Raw genomic sequence first — 16,304 nt, 5'->3', positions numbered from 1 at the left:
CAATTCTCGATGAGTCGTGCTCAGTAGAGATCGTCGAGCTTGTCGAGATCGACACCCTTGGTCTCGCGACTGGTGGCCACGGCAATCACGGTGATCGACATGGTGATCACCAGATAGACGATGACGGCAGTGGCATTGAAGCGATCGACCAGCCACACTGCGATGAACGGGGCTGGAGCGCCGGCGATGATCGACGAGCCCTGGAACACCAATGACGAACCGGCGAAGCGGTACTTGGTGGGGAACAACTCCGTGATCCACGCGGCTTCGGGGCCGGCGAGCATGCCGTGCAGCAGAGCGCCGACGCAGACACCCACCCCGAGTGCAGTCATGTTCTCGGTGTGCACCAGAGCGAAGAAGATGGGCGCCCAGATGACGAGCGAGATCGAGGGGACGAGCATCGCGATCTTGCGTCCGACCCGGTCGGACCACCAGCCGCCACCGATCATTCCGAGGAACTGGCAGACCGACGCGAAGGCGACGGTGGTGACGATGGCGCCGCGCGTGTAGTCGAAATAGGTGGTGGCGTAAGCGATGACGAAGATCGTGTAGACGTAGAACGCGATGTTCTCGCCGAGACGCATGCCGAGGCCGTGGAGCAGCGGGCGCGGCTTACGCAGAGCCTCGATGATGCTGGACGATTCCTTGTGTGCAGCCTTGTCCTCGGCGGACTCGGCCTTCGCCTGCGCGGCCTGGTAGACCGGAGATTCCTCGACACCCCGTCGGATCAAGAAGCCGATGATGAGCAGGGGCACGGCGAGCAGGAAGGCGACGCGCCAGCCCCAGTTGTCGAATGCGTCCCCGGGGAAGACGACCGCCAGGATGCCGACCGTGACGGTGGCCAGGACGGTACCGGCCGGAGCTCCGGACTGCGGCCACGCCGCCCAGAATCCACGACGCTTGGGTTCGCCGTATTCGCTGACCAGGATTACTGCGGCGCCGAACTCACCACCGAGAGCGAAGCCCTGGATCATGCGCAGGACCACCAGGGCGACGGTCGCCCAGATGCCGATCTGGCCGTAGGTCGGCAACAGTCCGATCGCGGCCGTCGCGCCTCCGAGCATGAGGAACGTTGCCACCAGGATGGGCTTGCGTCCGAACTTGTCACCGAGGTGACCGAAGACGATGCCGCCGAGAGGACGGGCGACGAAACCGAGTCCCTGTGTCGCAAGTGCCATCAACAAGGAGGCGACGGCATTGCCGCTGGGGAAGAAGAGAGGGCCGAGGACGGTCGCGGCAAGGATGCCGTAGATCGCGAAGTCGTACCACTCGAGGACGGCGCCGGCCATGCTGCCGGCCAGAACCCGCTTGAACGGAGTTCTCGTGGTCGGTGTGCCGGCGTCCGGTGGAATCGGCGGCGTACCCGACTGCTCGATGGTGGTCATGTCGTGCCTTTCGGATCAGGTTCGAGTTCAGCCGTGTGTCACAGCTGGAGGGTCAGCTTGTCGCCGCATGCGCGGGAGCAGCAGGTCATCATGGTTTTTCCGGCTGCGCGCTCGGCCTTGGTGAGGACCAGGTCGCGGTGGTCGACCTCGCCATCGAGAACGGGTACCTCGCAGGCACCGCAGATACCTTCTTCGCAGTCGCTCTGTGCGTCGATGTTGGCCGCTCGAAGTGCTTGGAGCACTGTCTGATCGGCTGCGACCGGGACGGTGATGCCGGAATCCTTCAGCACCACCTCGAAGCCGTGCTCCTTGGAGGGATCGAGTTCCTCGAGCGTGGAGGAGAAGTGTTCGACGTGCAGCGTGTCGTCGGACCAATGTGCGGTGGCCTCTCCGAGTGCGGCGAGCAGGCGCTCGGGCCCGCACGAGTACACTTGCGTGCCCTCTTCCGGGTCGGCGAAGAGAGAGGGAAGGTCCATGCGGGTGCCTTCGTCGCCGGGATAGACCCGGACGCGATCTCCGTGGTCGCGGGCGAGGCGGTCGAGAAATGCCATGGAGGTGCGTGAGCGGCCGGCGTAGTGAATCTCGTAGTCGCCTCCGGCAGCTTTGACCTGATCGGCCATCGCGATCACCGGGGTGATGCCGATGCCGCCGGCGACGAAGACATACCGTTTCGCGTCGGGGTCGAGCTTGAAGTGGTTGCGGGGACCCCGTACCCGGAGCGTGTCGCCGACGGACAGTTCGGTATGGATCCACCGGGAGCCACCTCGGCTCTGCTGGTCGTGGAGAACGGCCACCTGGAAGGTGTTGCGGTCGTTCGGATCACCGCACAGTGAGTACTGGCGGGAGACAGTGCCGCAGTCGATGTCGATGTGCGACCCGGCGGACCATTTCGGAAGCGGGCGCCCGGAGGTATCGCGCAGGGTGATCAACAGGATGTCGTCGGCGACGCGTTCCAGCCCGGAGACGGCCATCGTGCGAGCGATCGTGTTCTTCGACGGTTCGCCGATCTTGACCGGCTGCTGTCGGGACAGCACCGTGGGATCGGTCCTTTCAGGGTTGCGCGACGGATCCCAGCGAACCCACACATGATCGGGTCCGCGGAACGAGGTGTTGGGGAGGTAGGTGAATTCCTGGTCCGGGACCAGCTCCATGTGGGGCAGGCGGCGGGTCAGCTCTTCGAGGAAGATCTGGATCTCCATGCGCGCGAGATTCTTTCCCATGCACTGGTGGCTGCCATACCCGAAGGTGAGATGGTCGCTGGCGTTGTCGCGTCGGATGTCGAAGTCGTCGGCCTGGTCGAAGTGACGTTCGTCGTGGTTCGCGGACGAGTTCACGATCAGCAGCTTTGCCCCGGCGGGGATTGCGACACCGTTGATCGTGGTGTCCGCGGTGACGAGGCGCCGCCACGCTGCTACCGATCCGGAGTGACGCAGGCATTCTTCGACCGCGTTGGGGATCAGGCTCGGGTCGACGCAGATCTCTTCCCACACGTCGCGGTGTTCGAGCAGCAGCCGCAAAGCATTGGCGGAGGCGTTGGCAGTCGTCTCGTGCGCGGCGACGATGCCGGCCATCATCATCGAGTGCAGGTAGGAATCGGTGACGACGTCCGGCTGTTCCTGCTGAACGCGGATACCGAACGGCATCCAGCCGTGCCCGTCGGGGTTCTTGCGCATCTTGTCGAGAACGGTGCCGGCGAACTGCCAGAACTTACCGACAGCATCGGCGACGGCGACCTGCTGTTCGGGAGCCGGACGTCCCCACGTGTTGACGGTGTGCGCGATCGAGTACTCGCGCAGGGTGTCCATGTCTTCCTCGGGCACGCCGAGGAAGTGCAGCGCGACGGTGAGCGGAACCTCCCAGAGCATCTCGTCGACGAGGTCGACGTGTCCGGTATCGATGAAGCGATCCACGTACTCCCGGGTCAGTCGACGCACCATCGGCTCGTGGTGAGCGAGCGCAGCGGGAGTGAACGGCTCCATCAGCGCACGGCGTCGCGGCATGTGCGCAGGTTCGTCCTCGTTGACGAGGGTGCGATTCATGGCATAGCCGTAGCGAGCGAGGACGGCGTTCGCTTCGTCGGAAGTCGGGGTGATCTTCTCCAGGGCAATCGAGGGGGAAAACAACTGGTTGTCGCGGAAGACGGCCTTCACGTCCTCGTAGCGGGTGACCACCCAGTAGTCGAGTTCGGGGCTGTAGAAGACGGGTTCTTCGTCGCGTGACCAACGCAGAGACGCGGCCGGGTCCACCTGGTACGGGCCGGTGAAGGGATCGAACGATGCAGCGCGCGGGGAGACGGGGCAGCCGGTCGGGGAAGTGAAGGCGGTGTGGTCGACGGGGCAGCGGCTCTCCGCGGCGGGTTTCGGGGTGTCGAGGACGGTGCCGATCGACTGACTCGTCATGATGCTCTCCATCTGCGAACTGCAAGTTTACTTTTAACGAACACATATGTTCGTTGAACGCACAGTAGGACGGTAACGGCGGTCACACTCGGCGTCAATGTCGGGGTCGGATCTCTGTGCTGAGGGCACAAAAAAGGACGCCCTCAGCGGGCGTCCTCGAGCGTGGCTGTACTGGTCAGGTATCGAGCAGGCTGTTGATCCGTGCGGCGGTCGCCACAACGGCGGCTGCCGCAACATCGGTATCGAGACCTTCGATCGCGACAACGCCGACGCTCGCCTCGAATCCCACGCCCTCATGGTCGAGGGGGGAGCGCACGCTGGCTGCCACGCCGACAGCGCCGTGCTCGAGCTCGCCGGCGGTGATGCTGAAACCGTCCTCGCGTGCACGTCGGACGGCGTCGGTGTCGGAATCCGATGCAGGGCGGCCGGCGAGGATCGCGAGACCGGCCGCGCCCTTGGATACCGGATGCCTCGTACCGACTCGGTAGCCCACTCGGAGGATGCCCGTATCGGGTTCGGCCACCGCAATCACGACGCACTCGTCACCCTCGAGAGTCGATAGAAAGGCGGTGGCCGACGTCTGCTGAGCCAGGTCTCGCAGGAGCGGTTGCGCCACTTCGCGCAAGCGGGGGCGGAAGCGTGAACCGAGAAGAGCGGCTCCGACGGCAAGTCTGATCCTGCCGTCCTGTGTTCGGGCCACGAGCGAATGCGCTTCGAGGGTCGCGACGATTCGATAACCGATGGCCCGAGCGACCTCCAACTCGGCCGAGAGTTCCGCGATCGAAATTCCCCCCGGTCGCTGGGACACGATGTCCAGCGCACGTAGACCGCGATCAAGGGTCTGGAGGGTGCTCAACGGTTCTCCTCAGGGCTCTCTTCAGGGATACCGAAGCCTATCCCGACCATATCTCCGGCTATCGGCGCGAATGTGTGGCGGGCGTCTAGGGGCAGTTTCTTGGGTGTCGACCGGCCCCCGCGCGCTGAACCGGGGCTCACCCCTGCAACACGCCGTGCGAGCCCCGGTTCGGCGCGTCAGCCCGCCCCGCCTTCGATGGATGGGCGGTCAGGCTGTGCCGGCCGCGTTATGCGCGCGCCAACTGACAGAGGGCGCTTGAGGTTTCAGAAACTCGCGGTAACGGTATTCGTCACTTGGTTCTCGCGGTGATCTCGACGGCCTCGGGAAACTCATCGGGTTCTGAGCGGGAAACAATGTTGCATAAACGTGATTATCGTCACTCGGAGTGTTCCGTTGTTCGGGTTACATGCAGGTAGGTGAACTCGAAGCCCAAGGGATTCAACCGAACACACGACACGGTCGCAGCGTTGCCCCGGACTCCGAGGGTGAATTTCCCGCGTGATCTGCGAGAAGACTTCGAATAACAGGTAACGCTCAGCTATTTCTTAGAGATAGTTCGGGTAACGCTCGCTCGAGTCCGGTTCCAGTGCCGGCGCCTGGACTCGTCGGGAAAGTTTTGTCTCGGGGAGGAGACACATTTATGGGGAGGACTGCGGGATGACGACGGTCGATGATCGAGGGCTCGACCCGTCCGACGCTCCGCGGGGTGCACCGAAACGTGCCCCCGCGGACGCGTCGCCCGGCACCGGCGTCAATCGATGGAAGTGGCAGAACGCCTACGTGAAGCGGCTCTACGTCACGGATGCGCTCGTCGTTGTGCTGTCCGTGCTGCTGGCGCAGTGGGTGCGATTCGGATATGAGGAACTCTTGCTCGCCGGGGAGGGCGCAGCACTCGAGTACTCGTTGACGTCCGCGACCATCATCGTTGCGTGGTTGGGCGCACTAAGCCTCTTCCGCACTCGGTCGCGTCGCGTCATCGGCGCCGGCTACGACGAGTATCAGCGGGTCATTTCGGCGACGCTCGCCATGTTCGGCACCATCGCGATCATCGCGCTCATCACCAACCAGCAGATCGCGCGTGGCTTCCTTGCTATTGCGTTGCCGGTGGGTCTTGCCGGTTTGCTGTTGTCGCGGTGGGTGTGGCGGAAGGTCATCGCGCGCAAGCGCGCTCGCGGTGAGTTCCGTACCTCGGTGCTGGTGGTCGGTGGTGCTCGGGCGGTGCGGCACATGGCGCGCACCTTCTCCCGTAAGGACGGGGAGGGTTACCGCGTCGTCGGGGTGTGCGTGCCCCGCTATTCGGGTGCCCCGGGTGATGTGATCGATGTCGACGGCCGGGAGATCACCATCTACGGCGACGAGCACTCGGTCGTCGAAGCACTCGAGTTGTCGGGGGCGGACACGGTGGTGGTCACCGCCACCGAAACCCTGGGTAGCGAGGGTCTGCACGATCTGGTGTGGCAGCTCGAGCCGCTCGACACCGACCTGGTCGTCGCCACGGGGGTGGTGGACGTCGCGGGTCCGCGGATCGAGATGCGCCCGGTGGCCGGTCTGCCGTTGATCCATGTGGAGAAGCCGAGCTATCACGGGGCGAAGCGGTCGGGGAAGCGGATCTTCGATCTGGTCTTCGCCGGCGCGGCGCTGGTGGCGTTGGCGCCGGTGTTCGCGGTGGTCGCGCTGTTGATCAAGCTCGAGGATCGGGGTCCGATCTTCTACAAGGCCGAGCGCATCGGTATCGATGGCACGCCGTTCGGGATGATCAAGTTCCGGTCGATGGTCACCAACGCCGACAAGATGGTCGACACCCTGTTGGCGCAGAACGAGGGTGCGGGTCCGTTGTTCAAGATGAAGGACGACCCCCGCGTCACCCGTATCGGCAAGATCATGCGCCGGTTCAGCATCGACGAACTCCCTCAGTTCCTCAACGTCATTCGCGGGGAGATGAGTGTGGTGGGTCCGCGTCCGCCGTTGCGGCGGGAGGTGGAGGCCTACGACGGTCGGGTCAAGCGTCGTCTGCTGGTGCGTCCGGGTGTGACCGGGCTCTGGCAGGTCAGTGGCCGGTCGGATCTGTCGTGGGACGAGTCGGTGCGCCTGGACCTGTCGTATGTGGAGAACTGGTCGATGGTCTCGGATGTGTTGATCATCGGTAAGACCGTCAAGGCAGTGCTCGCCAGCGACGGCGCCTACTGAGCAAGCGCGAAGAGAACGGCCTCGGAGTTCGACTCCGGGGCCGTTCTCGTATGGGACCGTCCGAACCGCCATGCGTCCACGCATATGCCGATACCGTGGGACGAAACAGTCCGGAGGTAGCCGCATGTGCACAGCCGCCAACTACACCGCCAAGGACCACTATTTCGGCCGGAATCTCGACCTCGAATACTCCTACCGGGAAGCGGTGACGGTCACGCCGCGGAACTTCCCGTTCGAGTTCCGTAAGGTGCCGCCACTGAAGACGCATCACGCCATGATCGGCATGGCGACGGTAGCCGAGGGTTATCCGCTCTACTACGACGCGACCAACGAGAAGGGCTTGAGCATGGCGGGGCTGAATTTCCCCGACAATGCCGACTACAAGCCCGTTTCGGAGGACGGGACGAACGTCGCGTCGTTCGAGTTCATCCCCTGGGTGCTCGGACAGTTCGAGACCGTCGCGCAGGTGCGGGACGCGCTTGCGGACGTGCGCATCGTCGACATTGCGTTCAGTGAGGAGTTCCCGCCGTCCCCGCTGCACTGGATCATTTCCGACCGGGACGAGTCCATTACCGTCGAATCCGTCGCCGAGGGCTTGAAGGTCCACGACAACCCGATCCAGGTCCTCACGAACAATCCGACCTTCGACATCCAGTTGTTCAACATCAACAACTACATGAGTCTGTCGGTCGATCCACCCGAGCCGCGCTTCTCGAAGGAGATCCCCTTCGATACTTACAGTCGCGGCCTCGGTGCTGTGGGGTTGCCGGGAGACCTGTCCTCGATGTCGCGTTTCGTCAAGGCCGCCTTCACCAAGGTGAATTCGGTATCGGGCGAATCGGAGTCCGAGGCGATCAGCCAGTTCTTCCACATTCTCGGTTCCGTGGAGCAACAACGCGGATGTGTTCGGCTCGACGACAAATACGAGATCACCATCTACTCGTCGTGCTGCAACACCCACAAGGGCATCTACTACTACCGCACCTACGAGAACAGCCAGATCACCGGCGTGGACATGCACAAAGAGGATCTTGACGGGAGCAATCTGGCGTCGTATCCGCTGGTGAAGAGCCAGCAGGTCCTCATGCAGAACTGAACGCAGCTCGATCGGAACGGCCTCGGAGTTTCGTCGTCGGGGCCGTTCCCGTCTTCCGAGACGACTTCGTGATTTGACTTTCCGATGTGACGACCCGCACAGTATGTACGCACAGCGTTCGTGACGTACGCAGTGCGTACAGAATCTCTCGTTCCCTTGGAAGGAACCTTCGGTGTCACGACGCTCATTCGAATTCGGCCGGATCCGCACGGCGGCAGTAGTGGTGTCGGGTGTTCTCGCGCTCGCACTCACGGGCTGCAGCTCCGGTGAATCTGCAGCTCAGGAGACACCCGCAGCCCAGGAAACGACGGCGTCGGATGGTTCGCCCACGGACTCCGCTCACCCGGCCTCCGAAGCTCCCGCCGAGGGCGAGATGCGTGTGACGCTGCTCGGCACGGGCAGCCCGGTGCCGAGCACCGAGCGCTACGGCATGTCCACGCTGGTCCAGGCCAACGGCTTGAACCTCGTCTTCGATGCGGGACGCGGAGCCACGGTGCGCCTCACGCAGGCCGGCGTGCCGGTCGGTCAGGTCGATGCCGTCTTCCTCACCCACTTCCATTCCGACCACATCAACGGTCTGTCCGACCTCTGGATGAGCAGCTACGTCCCGGCGCTCGGTGGGCGCGAGGGCGCCTTCCAGCTCTACGGACCCGTCGGCGTCCGGAACATCGGCGACGGAATGCAGAGCACCTACCGCAACGACATCGACGTGCGCGTCGCGGACAAGGAAGTCGATCCCGCGACCACGCCGATCGAATCGCACGAGTTCGCGGAAGACGGCGTCGTCTTCGATCAGGACGGCGTCACCGTCACGATGTTCACCGTGGAGCACGATCCGGTCGGTGCCATCCAGCCGGCGGTCGGTTATCGAGTCGACTACGCGGGCAAGTCGGTGCTCATCAGCGGCGACACCGTGCCCACCGAGAACGTTCTGAAGTTCGGCGAAGGCGTCGACGTGCTGGTGCACGAGGTCGCCGACTTCGAGGATCCGACTGCGCTGCCCAGCGTGTACGCGCACCACACGAACCCGCAGCAGGCAGGCGACATCTTCGAGCAGACCCAGCCGAAGATGGCCGTGTACAGCCACATCGTCAACGGCATCCCCGGCCGCGTCCCCGGCATCTCGGAGGAGACGCTCATCGAACGCACCCGGGAGAACTACGACGGCCCGCTGACCGTCGGCACCGACCTGATGACCTTCCTCATCACCGACGACGAGGTGCAGGTCGACAACTGATCGACAGCACGGACCGAACCCCGCCGGCACCGTCGGTGGGGTTTCGTCATAGGGCATCCGGGGTCATCTGGTCGATGTACCCCGTTTCCGACGAGGAGGACCCGACGTGGCGGCCAGCGTCTCCGATCGATTCGACATCGACGCCACACCCGAGCAGGTGATGCGCGCCCTCGAGGATGTCGAGCGCATCCCCGAGTGGTCGTCGGCCCACAAGAGCGTCGAGGTCCTCACCAGGGACGACGACGGCCGGCCGATCCGGATCCGCATGACGCTGTCGCTGCTCGGCTTCTCCGACACCCAGATCATCGAGCATTCGTGGACGGAGACGTCGACGTCGTGGACTCTCGTCGAGAGTTCCATGCAGCGCAGCCAGGACGGGGAGTACGCACTCGAGCCGACCGAGCGCGGCACCCGTGTGCACGTCACCATGTCGCTCGAACCGAAGGTCCCGGTTCCCGGCTTCGTGCTGAAGCGCGGGCAGAAGCATGCGGTCGAAGCGGTCCGGAAGGGGCTGACCGAGTTCGTCCTGTCCAATTACGCCTGACTCGCCGTCGGCAGTTCCAGAGTGAACCGGGCTCCGCAGCCCGGTCCCTCACTGTGCGCGTGGATGCGACCGTCGTGGGCTTCGACGAGTGCCCGCGCGATCGTCAGACCGATGCCGCTGCCGCCGTGATTCCGTTCGCGGGCGGTGTCCGCGCGGTAGAACCGGTCGAAGAGGTGGTCGAGGTGGTCGGGCGCGATACCGGCGCCCGTGTCGGTCACGGTGATCTCCGTTCGGCCGCGGCCCAGGATGCGCGTGGCGACGGTGACGTTTCCTCCTGCCGGTGTGTGCCGTAGGGCGTTGTCCAGCAGGTTCGCCAGCACCTGTCCGAGCCGGTCGGGATCGACCGTCACCGGCGCGGATTCGACGACCTCGGCCTGCAACGTCACGCCTTTGCCGTCGTACTGCTCGCGCACCGCGTCGACCGCCGTGGCGACGAGGGTGCCGGTGGTCGTGGGCACCCGATGGATGCGGGTGAGGTGCTCTTCCGCCCGGGAGACGGCGGTGATGTCCTGTGCCAGGCGGTTCAGCCGGTGAGTGGCGGCTCGCAGAATCTGCCGGGTGTCGTCGTCGAGAGTGCGGACGCCGTCCTCGAGTGCTTCCAGATAGGAATCGAGTGTGGCGATGGGTGTGCGCATTTCGTGCCCGAGGTCGGCGAGCATTCTGCGCCTTGTGATTTCGGTGGCTTCGAGGCGTCGTGCCAGCTCGTTGAAACTGGTTGCCAGTTCGTCGAATTCGTGGCCGAGCTCGGGGCTGGGGACGCGGGTGTCGTAACGACCTCCGGCGATCTGCGCGGTGGAGGTGGTCACCGTGTCGAGCGAACGCTGGATCCGTCGCGCGATGTACCAACTGACCGCCGAGGCCAACAGCACCGCGATCGCGACCGCCAGGCCCCACGCGAGGACGATGGCCCAGGTGAAGGCTTCTTCGACGTGGGCGGCCTGGCTCGAATCGTGATCGATGCCCGCTTGTCCGAGATGGTCGTGGAAGATCCCGGGAGCGAGAGCGGACGCGACCAGCCATGCGCTGACGGCACATCCGACGACGACGGCGACGAGTGCGAGGAACAGGCGGGTGCCGAAGCTCGTCGCGGTGGGGGAGCGGGACGTCATCGTCCTGTACCCATCCGGTAGCCGACGCCGCGGACGGTGCGCACGAAACGTCCCTGGTTCGCATCGTCGCCGAGTTTGCGGCGCAGATGGCCGATGTGCACGTCCACGAGGTGGTCGTCGCCCACCCAGTTCTGTCCCCACACGGCCGCGATGAGCTGCGCCCGGGTGAATACGACTCCTGGGTCCTGCGCCAGGGCAGCGAGGATGTCGAACTCGGTGCGGGTAAGTGCGACCGGTGTGCCGGAGACGGCGACCTCCCGTCCGTCGACGTCGATGGACAGATCGCCGAACACGCGGTCCTGCCGGCCCGTAGAGGCTGAGGTCCGCGCGGTGGTCCGGGGACGACGCAGCATGGCCTGGATGCGGGCCATGAGTTCGCGCGGGCTGAACGGCTTCGTCAGGTAGTCGTCGGCCCCGACGGACAGGCCGATCAGGGTGTCGACTTCTTCTGTGCGCGCGGTGAGCATCACGACGTAGGCGTCGGAGAAGGTGCGCAGCTGCCGGCACACCTCGACACCGTCGAGTCCGGGTAGGCCGAGGTCGAGCACCAGGATGTCGGGGTCGACCTGCCGCGCGAGGGTCACGGCCTCGGATCCGTCGCCGGTGATCGTCACGTCGAAGCCGTCGCGTTCGAGATACGAACCCACGAGCTTTGCCAACGACTCCTCGTCCTCGACGACCATGGCTCGCATCCGGCCGGTCGAGCTCGGGGCGGGTGCGGATCCGCCGGATGGTCCCGTTGGGCGAACAGAGGAAGGCATGGCATCCATCATCACCACCCGCCGTGGTGCTGACGATGTGCCCGCACTTCTTGAGCAAATCTTCATGAGATCTCCACCGGAACCCGGGAGCGCACACGCGAGGGTGGATGCCATGAACAAGAAGGCTCTGGCTGCCGGTGCGATCGCGCTGGCAGTGGCATTCACGACGTCTGCGTGCAGTGATTCCAGTGGCAACGAAGCAACCACGGCGACCGCCACTTCGGCTCCGACATCCGCCGAGGCGAACTCCGCGCGGTTCGACCAGGACGATGTGATGTTCTCGCGCATGATGATCCCGCACCATGCGCAGGCCATCGAGATGAGCGACATGCTGCTGGCAAAGGACGGCATCCCGGAGCCGGTGAGGGCGCTGGCCGAGCAGATCAAGGCAGAGCAACAACCCGAGATCGAGCAGTTCGAGGCATGGCTCGAGGAATGGGGCATGCCCATGCACGGTGACGACGCTCCTGGAATGAACGGCCACATGTCCGGCATGCCAGCTGTCTCGGATATGCCGGGTATGGACGACATGCCGCATATGGACGGAATGATGAGCGAGCAGGACATGCAGGCACTGTCCGACGCGCAAGGTATCGACGCCGCCCGCCTGTATCTGGAGCAGATGATCGTCCACCATAAGGGAGCGATCGAGATGGCGCAGGACGAGATCGAGGACGGGCAGTACCCCGAGACCGTCGAGCTGGCCCGCACCATCGCCGACACCCAGCAGAAGGAAATCGACACGATGCGTCAGTTGTTGACCACTCTGTAGCCGATCCGCGTCGTAGGTTCGTCCCGTCGGCCGAGTCAGGAGCTGTCGATGTCCCAGCAGGTGCACGAACACACCCACGAGCACGCCGGCCGCGATCGTCACGCGGGGCACGGCGCGCACGGCGAGATGTTCCGGCGACGGTTCTGGGTCAGCCTGATCCTGTCGGTGCCGGTCGTCGTATTCAGCCACATGGTCGCCGAGCTCTTCGGCTACCACCTCCCGGATGTTCCGGGCATCGAGTGGATCCCACCGGTACTGGGCACCGTCATCTTCTTCTACGGCGGCGTGCCGTTCCTGACCGGCGGCTGGGCCGAACTGCGTTCCCGCCGACCGGGGATGATGCTGCTGATCGCGATGGCCATCACGGTGGCCTTCGTCGCGTCGTGGGCCACGACTCTCGAGGTCGGCGGTTTCGACCTGGACTTCTGGTGGGAACTGGCGCTGCTGATCGTCATCATGCTGCTCGGCCACTGGCTCGAGATGCGAGCGCTGGGTTCGGCCTCCGGAGCACTCGAAGCATTGGCCGCGATGTTGCCCGACACCGCAGAGAAGGTCACCGACGATGGTGTCGTCGAGGTGCCGTTGCACGAAGTGTCCCTCGACGACGTGGTGCTCGTGCGTGCCGGAGCGCGCGTGCCCGCCGATGGCACGGTCATCGACGGGACTGCCGAGGTCGACGAGTCGATGGTCACCGGCGAATCCAAGACGGTCACCCGCGACGTCGGCGCCGCGGTGGTCGCGGGCACCGTCGCCACCGACAGCGCGTTGCGAATTCGGATCACGGCGGTGGGGGAGGACACCGCGTTGGCCGGCATCCAACGCATGGTCGCCGACGCCCAGGCGTCCTCGTCCCGCGCGCAGGCGCTGGCGGATCGCGCCGCAGCCTTCCTCTTCTACTTCGCCGCGGTCGCGGGTGCTCTCACCTTCCTCGTGTGGACGTTGCTCGGCAATCTCGACGAAGCCGTGGTGCGCACTGTGACCGTCCTGGTCATTGCTTGTCCCCACGCGCTGGGTCTGGCGATTCCGCTGGTGATCGCGATCTCGACCGAGCGCGCGGCTCGGGCGGGTGTGCTCGTCAAGGATCGGTTGGCGCTCGAGCGCATGCGCACCGTCGACGCAGTGCTGTTCGACAAGACCGGCACCCTCACGCAAGGCAGGCACGAGGTCACCGGTGTCGTCGCGACGGCGGGGACCGACGAGGAGCATCTGCTCGCCCTGGCAGCAGCGGTCGAAGCCGACAGCGAGCACCCGGTCGCGCGAGCCATCATGGCTGCCACCGATGCCCGCGTGCCGTCGGCGGAGCGGAGGGTGGTGACGGACTTCCGCTCGTTGCCCGGCCGCGGCGTGCGCGGACTGGTCGACGGTGTGGAGGTGACGATCGGCGGACCGTCCATGCTGTCGTCCCTGCAGTTGTCGGTGCCCGACGACGTCGCCGCAGTCACCGACGGATGGGTACGACGTGGCGCATCGGTGCTGCACGTCGCCTCCGACGGGCGGGTACTCGGAGCAGTGGCGCTCGAGGACACCGTGCGCGACGAATCGCGGCAGGCCGTCGACGCTCTGCATGCGCGGGGTGTGACGGTCGCGATGATCACCGGCGATGCCCAGCAGGTGGCCGACGCCGTGGCCGCAGATCTCGGGATCGACGAAGTGTTCGCGGAAGTGCTTCCGGAACACAAGGACGCGAAGGTCGCCGAATTGCAGAAGCGCGGGCACACCGTCGCGATGGTCGGCGACGGCGTCAACGACGCACCTGCCCTTGCGCGTGCCGACGTCGGCATCGCCATCGGAGCCGGCACGGACGTCGCGATCGAGTCGGCCGGCGTCGTCCTCGCCGCGAACGATCCGCGAGCGGTGCTGTCGATCGTCGAGCTCTCGCACGCGAGTTATCGCAAGATGTGGCAGAATCTGCTGTGGGCAACTGGATATAACGTCGTCGCCGTTCCGTTGGCGGCCGGTGTGCTCGCCTTCGCCGGTGTCGCGATCTCGCCGGCTCTCGCCGCAGTGCTCATGTCGGCGTCGACGATCGTCGTCGCGCTCAACGCCCAGACGCTCCGGCGCCTCGATCTCGACCCCGAGCACGCTACCAACGGGTGAGTTTCTCGATAACTTCTCTTTTGTTGTCGCGCGCAAGCAACACTTCTGTGAGACGATCTCAATCGCATAACGTATCGGGGCCGCTACGGGGGACGTGGCTTCGGTATACGGGGTTGTCGACGTCCGAGTGCAGGGAGGTGCTCGAGCGTCGAAGCGTCTCGGGGAGGAGACACACTATGAGGGTTCTTCCGTCATGACCACGGTTCGTCAGACAAACGACGATGCTGTGCAAGACCTTTCGCGTATCGACACCAGTACCGGCGCTCCGGCCGGTAATCGGAGGTCCACCAGGTGGGGCTGGCAGAAGTCCTACGTCAATACCTTGTTCGTGACTGACGCTCTGGTCGTCGTGCTGGCTGTCGCGCTCGCGCACGTGGTGCGGTTCGGCCAGGACTCGCTCGTCACCATGGACGGTGTCGGAACGCTGAGTTACACGCTGATCTCCGTTGCGCTCGGCGCCGCGTGGATCGCATTTCTTTCATTGTTCCGTACACGCTCCAGGCGGGTGATCGGCGCCGGCTTCGAGGAATATCAGCGCGTCGTTTCGGCGACGCTCAATCTTTTCGGCCTCGTTGCCATCGTGGCGCTCATCTTCCGGATGGAACTCGCGCGCGGTTATCTCGCCATCGCTCTGCCCGTCGGTCTGGCGGGTCTGCTGTTCTTCCGGTGGGTCTGGCGACGAGCCGTCGCACGCCGGCGCCGGAAGGGCGAGTTCACGACGTCGGTGCTGGTGGTGGGCGGTGCTCGCGCAGTTCGCCACATGGCCAGCACATTCCAGCGTCGCAGCGGCGAGGGTTATCGCGTGGTGGGCGTGTGCGTGCCGCGTTATTCCGGTGTGCCGAGCGAGAGCATCGATGTGGACGGACGGCAGATCCCGATCCACGGCGACGAGAACACCGTCGTCGAAGCATTGCGCGCTTCGGGTGCCGACACCGTCGCGGTGACCGCCACCGAGACTCTTGGTCACGAGGGCATTCGCGACCTGCTGTGGCAGCTCGAACCCGAGCGCGCCGATCTGGTGGTGGCGACCGGCGTCGTCGACGTCGCCGGTCCGCGCATCGAGATGCGTCCGGTTGCCGGGTTGCCTCTGATCCATGTGGAGAAGCCGAGCTATCACGGTGCCAAGCGCAGCGGGAAGCGTCTGTTCGACCTCGCGTTCTCGCTCGCCGCGCTGCTGTGCCTGGCGCCGGTCTTCGCTGTCGTGGCACTGTTGATCAAGCTCGAGGACGGCGGTCCGGTCTTCTACAAGGCCGAGCGCATCGGACTCGACGGAACTCCGTTCGGGATGATCAAGTTCCGCTCGATGGTGCAGAACGCCGACAAGCTGGTCGACACGCTGCTCGATCAGAACGAGGGTGCCGGTCTGCTCTTCAAGATGAAGGAAGACCCGCGCGTCACTCGTGTCGGCCGGGTCCTGCGCCGGTTCAGCATCGACGAGTTGCCGCAGTTCATCAACGTCGTGCGCGGCGAGATGAGCGTGGTGGGACCGCGTCCGCCGCTGCGGCGCGAGGTGGAGAGCTACGACGGCCGGGTCAAGCGTCGTCTGCTGGTACGCCCCGGCGTCACGGGTCTCTGGCAGGTCAGTGGTCGCTCGGACCTGTCGTGGGACGAGTCGGTGCGTCTGGATCTGTCGTACGTGGAGAACTGGTCCATGGTCTCCGACGTGCTGATCATCATGAAGACCGTGAAAGCGGTCGTCGCCAGCGAAGGCGCGTACTGACCTTCGATCGAGCGATTCTCGCCCCAAGATCAACTTCACGGTAGTGTCTCAGGCTGTCGCCGTCCCCTGCACGGTGACATCGAACCCCGCCGGAAGGTTACTCGCATGCCCTTCCGGCGGGGTCTTTGTTCTTCGTGGCTA

At 64.9% G+C, this 16,304-nt stretch carries 12 protein-coding genes; 7 read left to right on the top strand and 5 right to left on the bottom strand.

Annotated elements, in window-relative coordinates; all coding sequences use genetic code 11:
* Window positions 1-20: 20 nt before the first annotated feature.
* The 3 genes from CKW34_RS20275 to CKW34_RS20265 all read right to left on the bottom strand — a co-directional run bounded on the left by CKW34_RS20275 (window position 21) and on the right by CKW34_RS20265 (window position 4,640).
* A complete protein-coding gene (locus CKW34_RS20275; protein WP_174479668.1) occupies window positions 21-1,385 on the bottom strand; it encodes an MFS transporter in 1,365 nt (454 codons plus the stop codon).
* A gap of 38 nt (window positions 1,386-1,423) precedes the next feature.
* Window positions 1,424-3,784 carry a cytochrome P450/oxidoreductase gene (locus CKW34_RS20270; RefSeq protein ID WP_059383877.1) on the bottom strand — a complete coding sequence of 787 codons (2,361 nt, stop codon included), beginning with the start codon at window positions 3,782-3,784 and terminating at the stop codon, window positions 1,424-1,426.
* Window positions 3,785-3,959: 175 nt separating this feature from the next.
* A complete protein-coding gene (locus CKW34_RS20265) occupies window positions 3,960-4,640 on the bottom strand; it encodes an IclR family transcriptional regulator (protein WP_059383859.1) in 681 nt (226 codons plus the stop codon).
* A 657-nt stretch (window positions 4,641-5,297) separates the two neighbouring features.
* Here CKW34_RS20265 and CKW34_RS20260 point away from each other — a divergent pair.
* The 4 genes from CKW34_RS20260 to CKW34_RS20245 all read left to right on the top strand — a co-directional run bounded on the left by CKW34_RS20260 (window position 5,298) and on the right by CKW34_RS20245 (window position 9,704).
* Window positions 5,298-6,827: a sugar transferase gene (locus CKW34_RS20260; protein WP_059383860.1), complete on the top strand. Its 1,530-nt coding sequence runs from the start codon at window positions 5,298-5,300 to the stop codon at window positions 6,825-6,827.
* 124 nt (window positions 6,828-6,951) lie between these two features.
* Entirely contained in the window at window positions 6,952-7,923 is a 972-nt protein-coding gene (bsh, locus tag CKW34_RS20255) for a choloylglycine hydrolase (protein WP_059384802.1), read from the top strand.
* Window positions 7,924-8,095: 172 nt separating this feature from the next.
* Window positions 8,096-9,160, top strand: coding sequence for an MBL fold metallo-hydrolase (locus tag CKW34_RS20250; RefSeq protein WP_231921759.1), 1,065 nt, complete (start codon window positions 8,096-8,098; stop codon window positions 9,158-9,160).
* 106 nt (window positions 9,161-9,266) lie between these two features.
* Window positions 9,267-9,704, top strand: a complete 438-nt coding sequence (locus tag CKW34_RS20245; protein ID WP_059384804.1) for an SRPBCC family protein — start codon at window positions 9,267-9,269, stop codon at window positions 9,702-9,704.
* Here CKW34_RS20245 and CKW34_RS20240 read toward each other — a convergent pair.
* Both CKW34_RS20240 and CKW34_RS20235 read right to left on the bottom strand, forming a co-directional pair.
* The gene (locus CKW34_RS20240) at window positions 9,695-10,813 is read right to left on the bottom strand and encodes a sensor histidine kinase (RefSeq protein ID WP_059384805.1); all 1,119 of its coding nucleotides are present in this window, start codon (window positions 10,811-10,813) and stop codon (window positions 9,695-9,697) included. The genes CKW34_RS20245 and CKW34_RS20240 overlap by 10 nt on opposite strands.
* The gene (locus CKW34_RS20235; RefSeq protein ID WP_059384806.1) at window positions 10,810-11,496 is read right to left on the bottom strand and encodes a response regulator transcription factor; all 687 of its coding nucleotides are present in this window, start codon (window positions 11,494-11,496) and stop codon (window positions 10,810-10,812) included. The genes CKW34_RS20240 and CKW34_RS20235 overlap by 4 nt, the downstream gene beginning before the upstream one ends.
* 190 nt (window positions 11,497-11,686) lie before the next feature.
* Here CKW34_RS20235 and CKW34_RS20230 point away from each other — a divergent pair, with 190 nt between their 5' ends.
* The 3 genes from CKW34_RS20230 (at window position 11,687) to CKW34_RS20220 (ending at window position 16,163) form a co-directional block, all read left to right on the top strand.
* Entirely contained in the window at window positions 11,687-12,346 is a 660-nt protein-coding gene (locus tag CKW34_RS20230) for a DUF305 domain-containing protein (protein ID WP_026061714.1), read from the top strand.
* A gap of 48 nt (window positions 12,347-12,394) precedes the next feature.
* The gene (locus CKW34_RS20225) at window positions 12,395-14,443 is read left to right on the top strand and encodes a heavy metal translocating P-type ATPase (RefSeq protein WP_059384807.1); all 2,049 of its coding nucleotides are present in this window, start codon (window positions 12,395-12,397) and stop codon (window positions 14,441-14,443) included.
* A gap of 193 nt (window positions 14,444-14,636) precedes the next feature.
* Window positions 14,637-16,163 (top strand): sugar transferase, encoded by a 1,527-nt coding sequence (locus CKW34_RS20220; RefSeq protein WP_370670882.1) that lies wholly within the window; start codon window positions 14,637-14,639, stop codon window positions 16,161-16,163.
* Window positions 16,164-16,304 lie beyond the last annotated feature (141 nt).

It is taken from the genome of Rhodococcus rhodochrous (assembly GCF_900187265.1).
Taxonomy (GTDB): domain Bacteria; phylum Actinomycetota; class Actinomycetes; order Mycobacteriales; family Mycobacteriaceae; genus Rhodococcus; species Rhodococcus rhodochrous.
This window is presented reverse-complemented; position numbering and strand designations above follow the sequence as displayed.

Bases quoted from the DNA above. Each gene is read 5' to 3' on its own strand.
- CKW34_RS20275 (WP_174479668.1), bottom strand. From the start codon at position 1,385: ATGACCACCATCGAGCAGTCGGGTACGCCGCCGATTCCACCGGACGCC.
- CKW34_RS20270 (WP_059383877.1), bottom strand. From the start codon at position 3,784: ATGACGAGTCAGTCGATCGGCACCGTCCTCGACACCCCGAAACCCGCC.
- CKW34_RS20260 (WP_059383860.1), top strand. From the start codon at position 5,298: ATGACGACGGTCGATGATCGAGGGCTCGACCCGTCCGACGCTCCGCGG.
- bsh (WP_059384802.1), top strand. From the start codon at position 6,952: ATGTGCACAGCCGCCAACTACACCGCCAAGGACCACTATTTCGGCCGG.
- CKW34_RS20240 (WP_059384805.1), bottom strand. From the start codon at position 10,813: ATGACGTCCCGCTCCCCCACCGCGACGAGCTTCGGCACCCGCCTGTTC.
- CKW34_RS20235 (WP_059384806.1), bottom strand. From the start codon at position 11,496: ATGGTCGTCGAGGACGAGGAGTCGTTGGCAAAGCTCGTGGGTTCGTAT.
- CKW34_RS20230 (WP_026061714.1), top strand. From the start codon at position 11,687: ATGAACAAGAAGGCTCTGGCTGCCGGTGCGATCGCGCTGGCAGTGGCA.
- CKW34_RS20225 (WP_059384807.1), top strand. From the start codon at position 12,395: ATGTCCCAGCAGGTGCACGAACACACCCACGAGCACGCCGGCCGCGAT.
- CKW34_RS20220 (WP_370670882.1), top strand. From the start codon at position 14,637: ATGACCACGGTTCGTCAGACAAACGACGATGCTGTGCAAGACCTTTCG.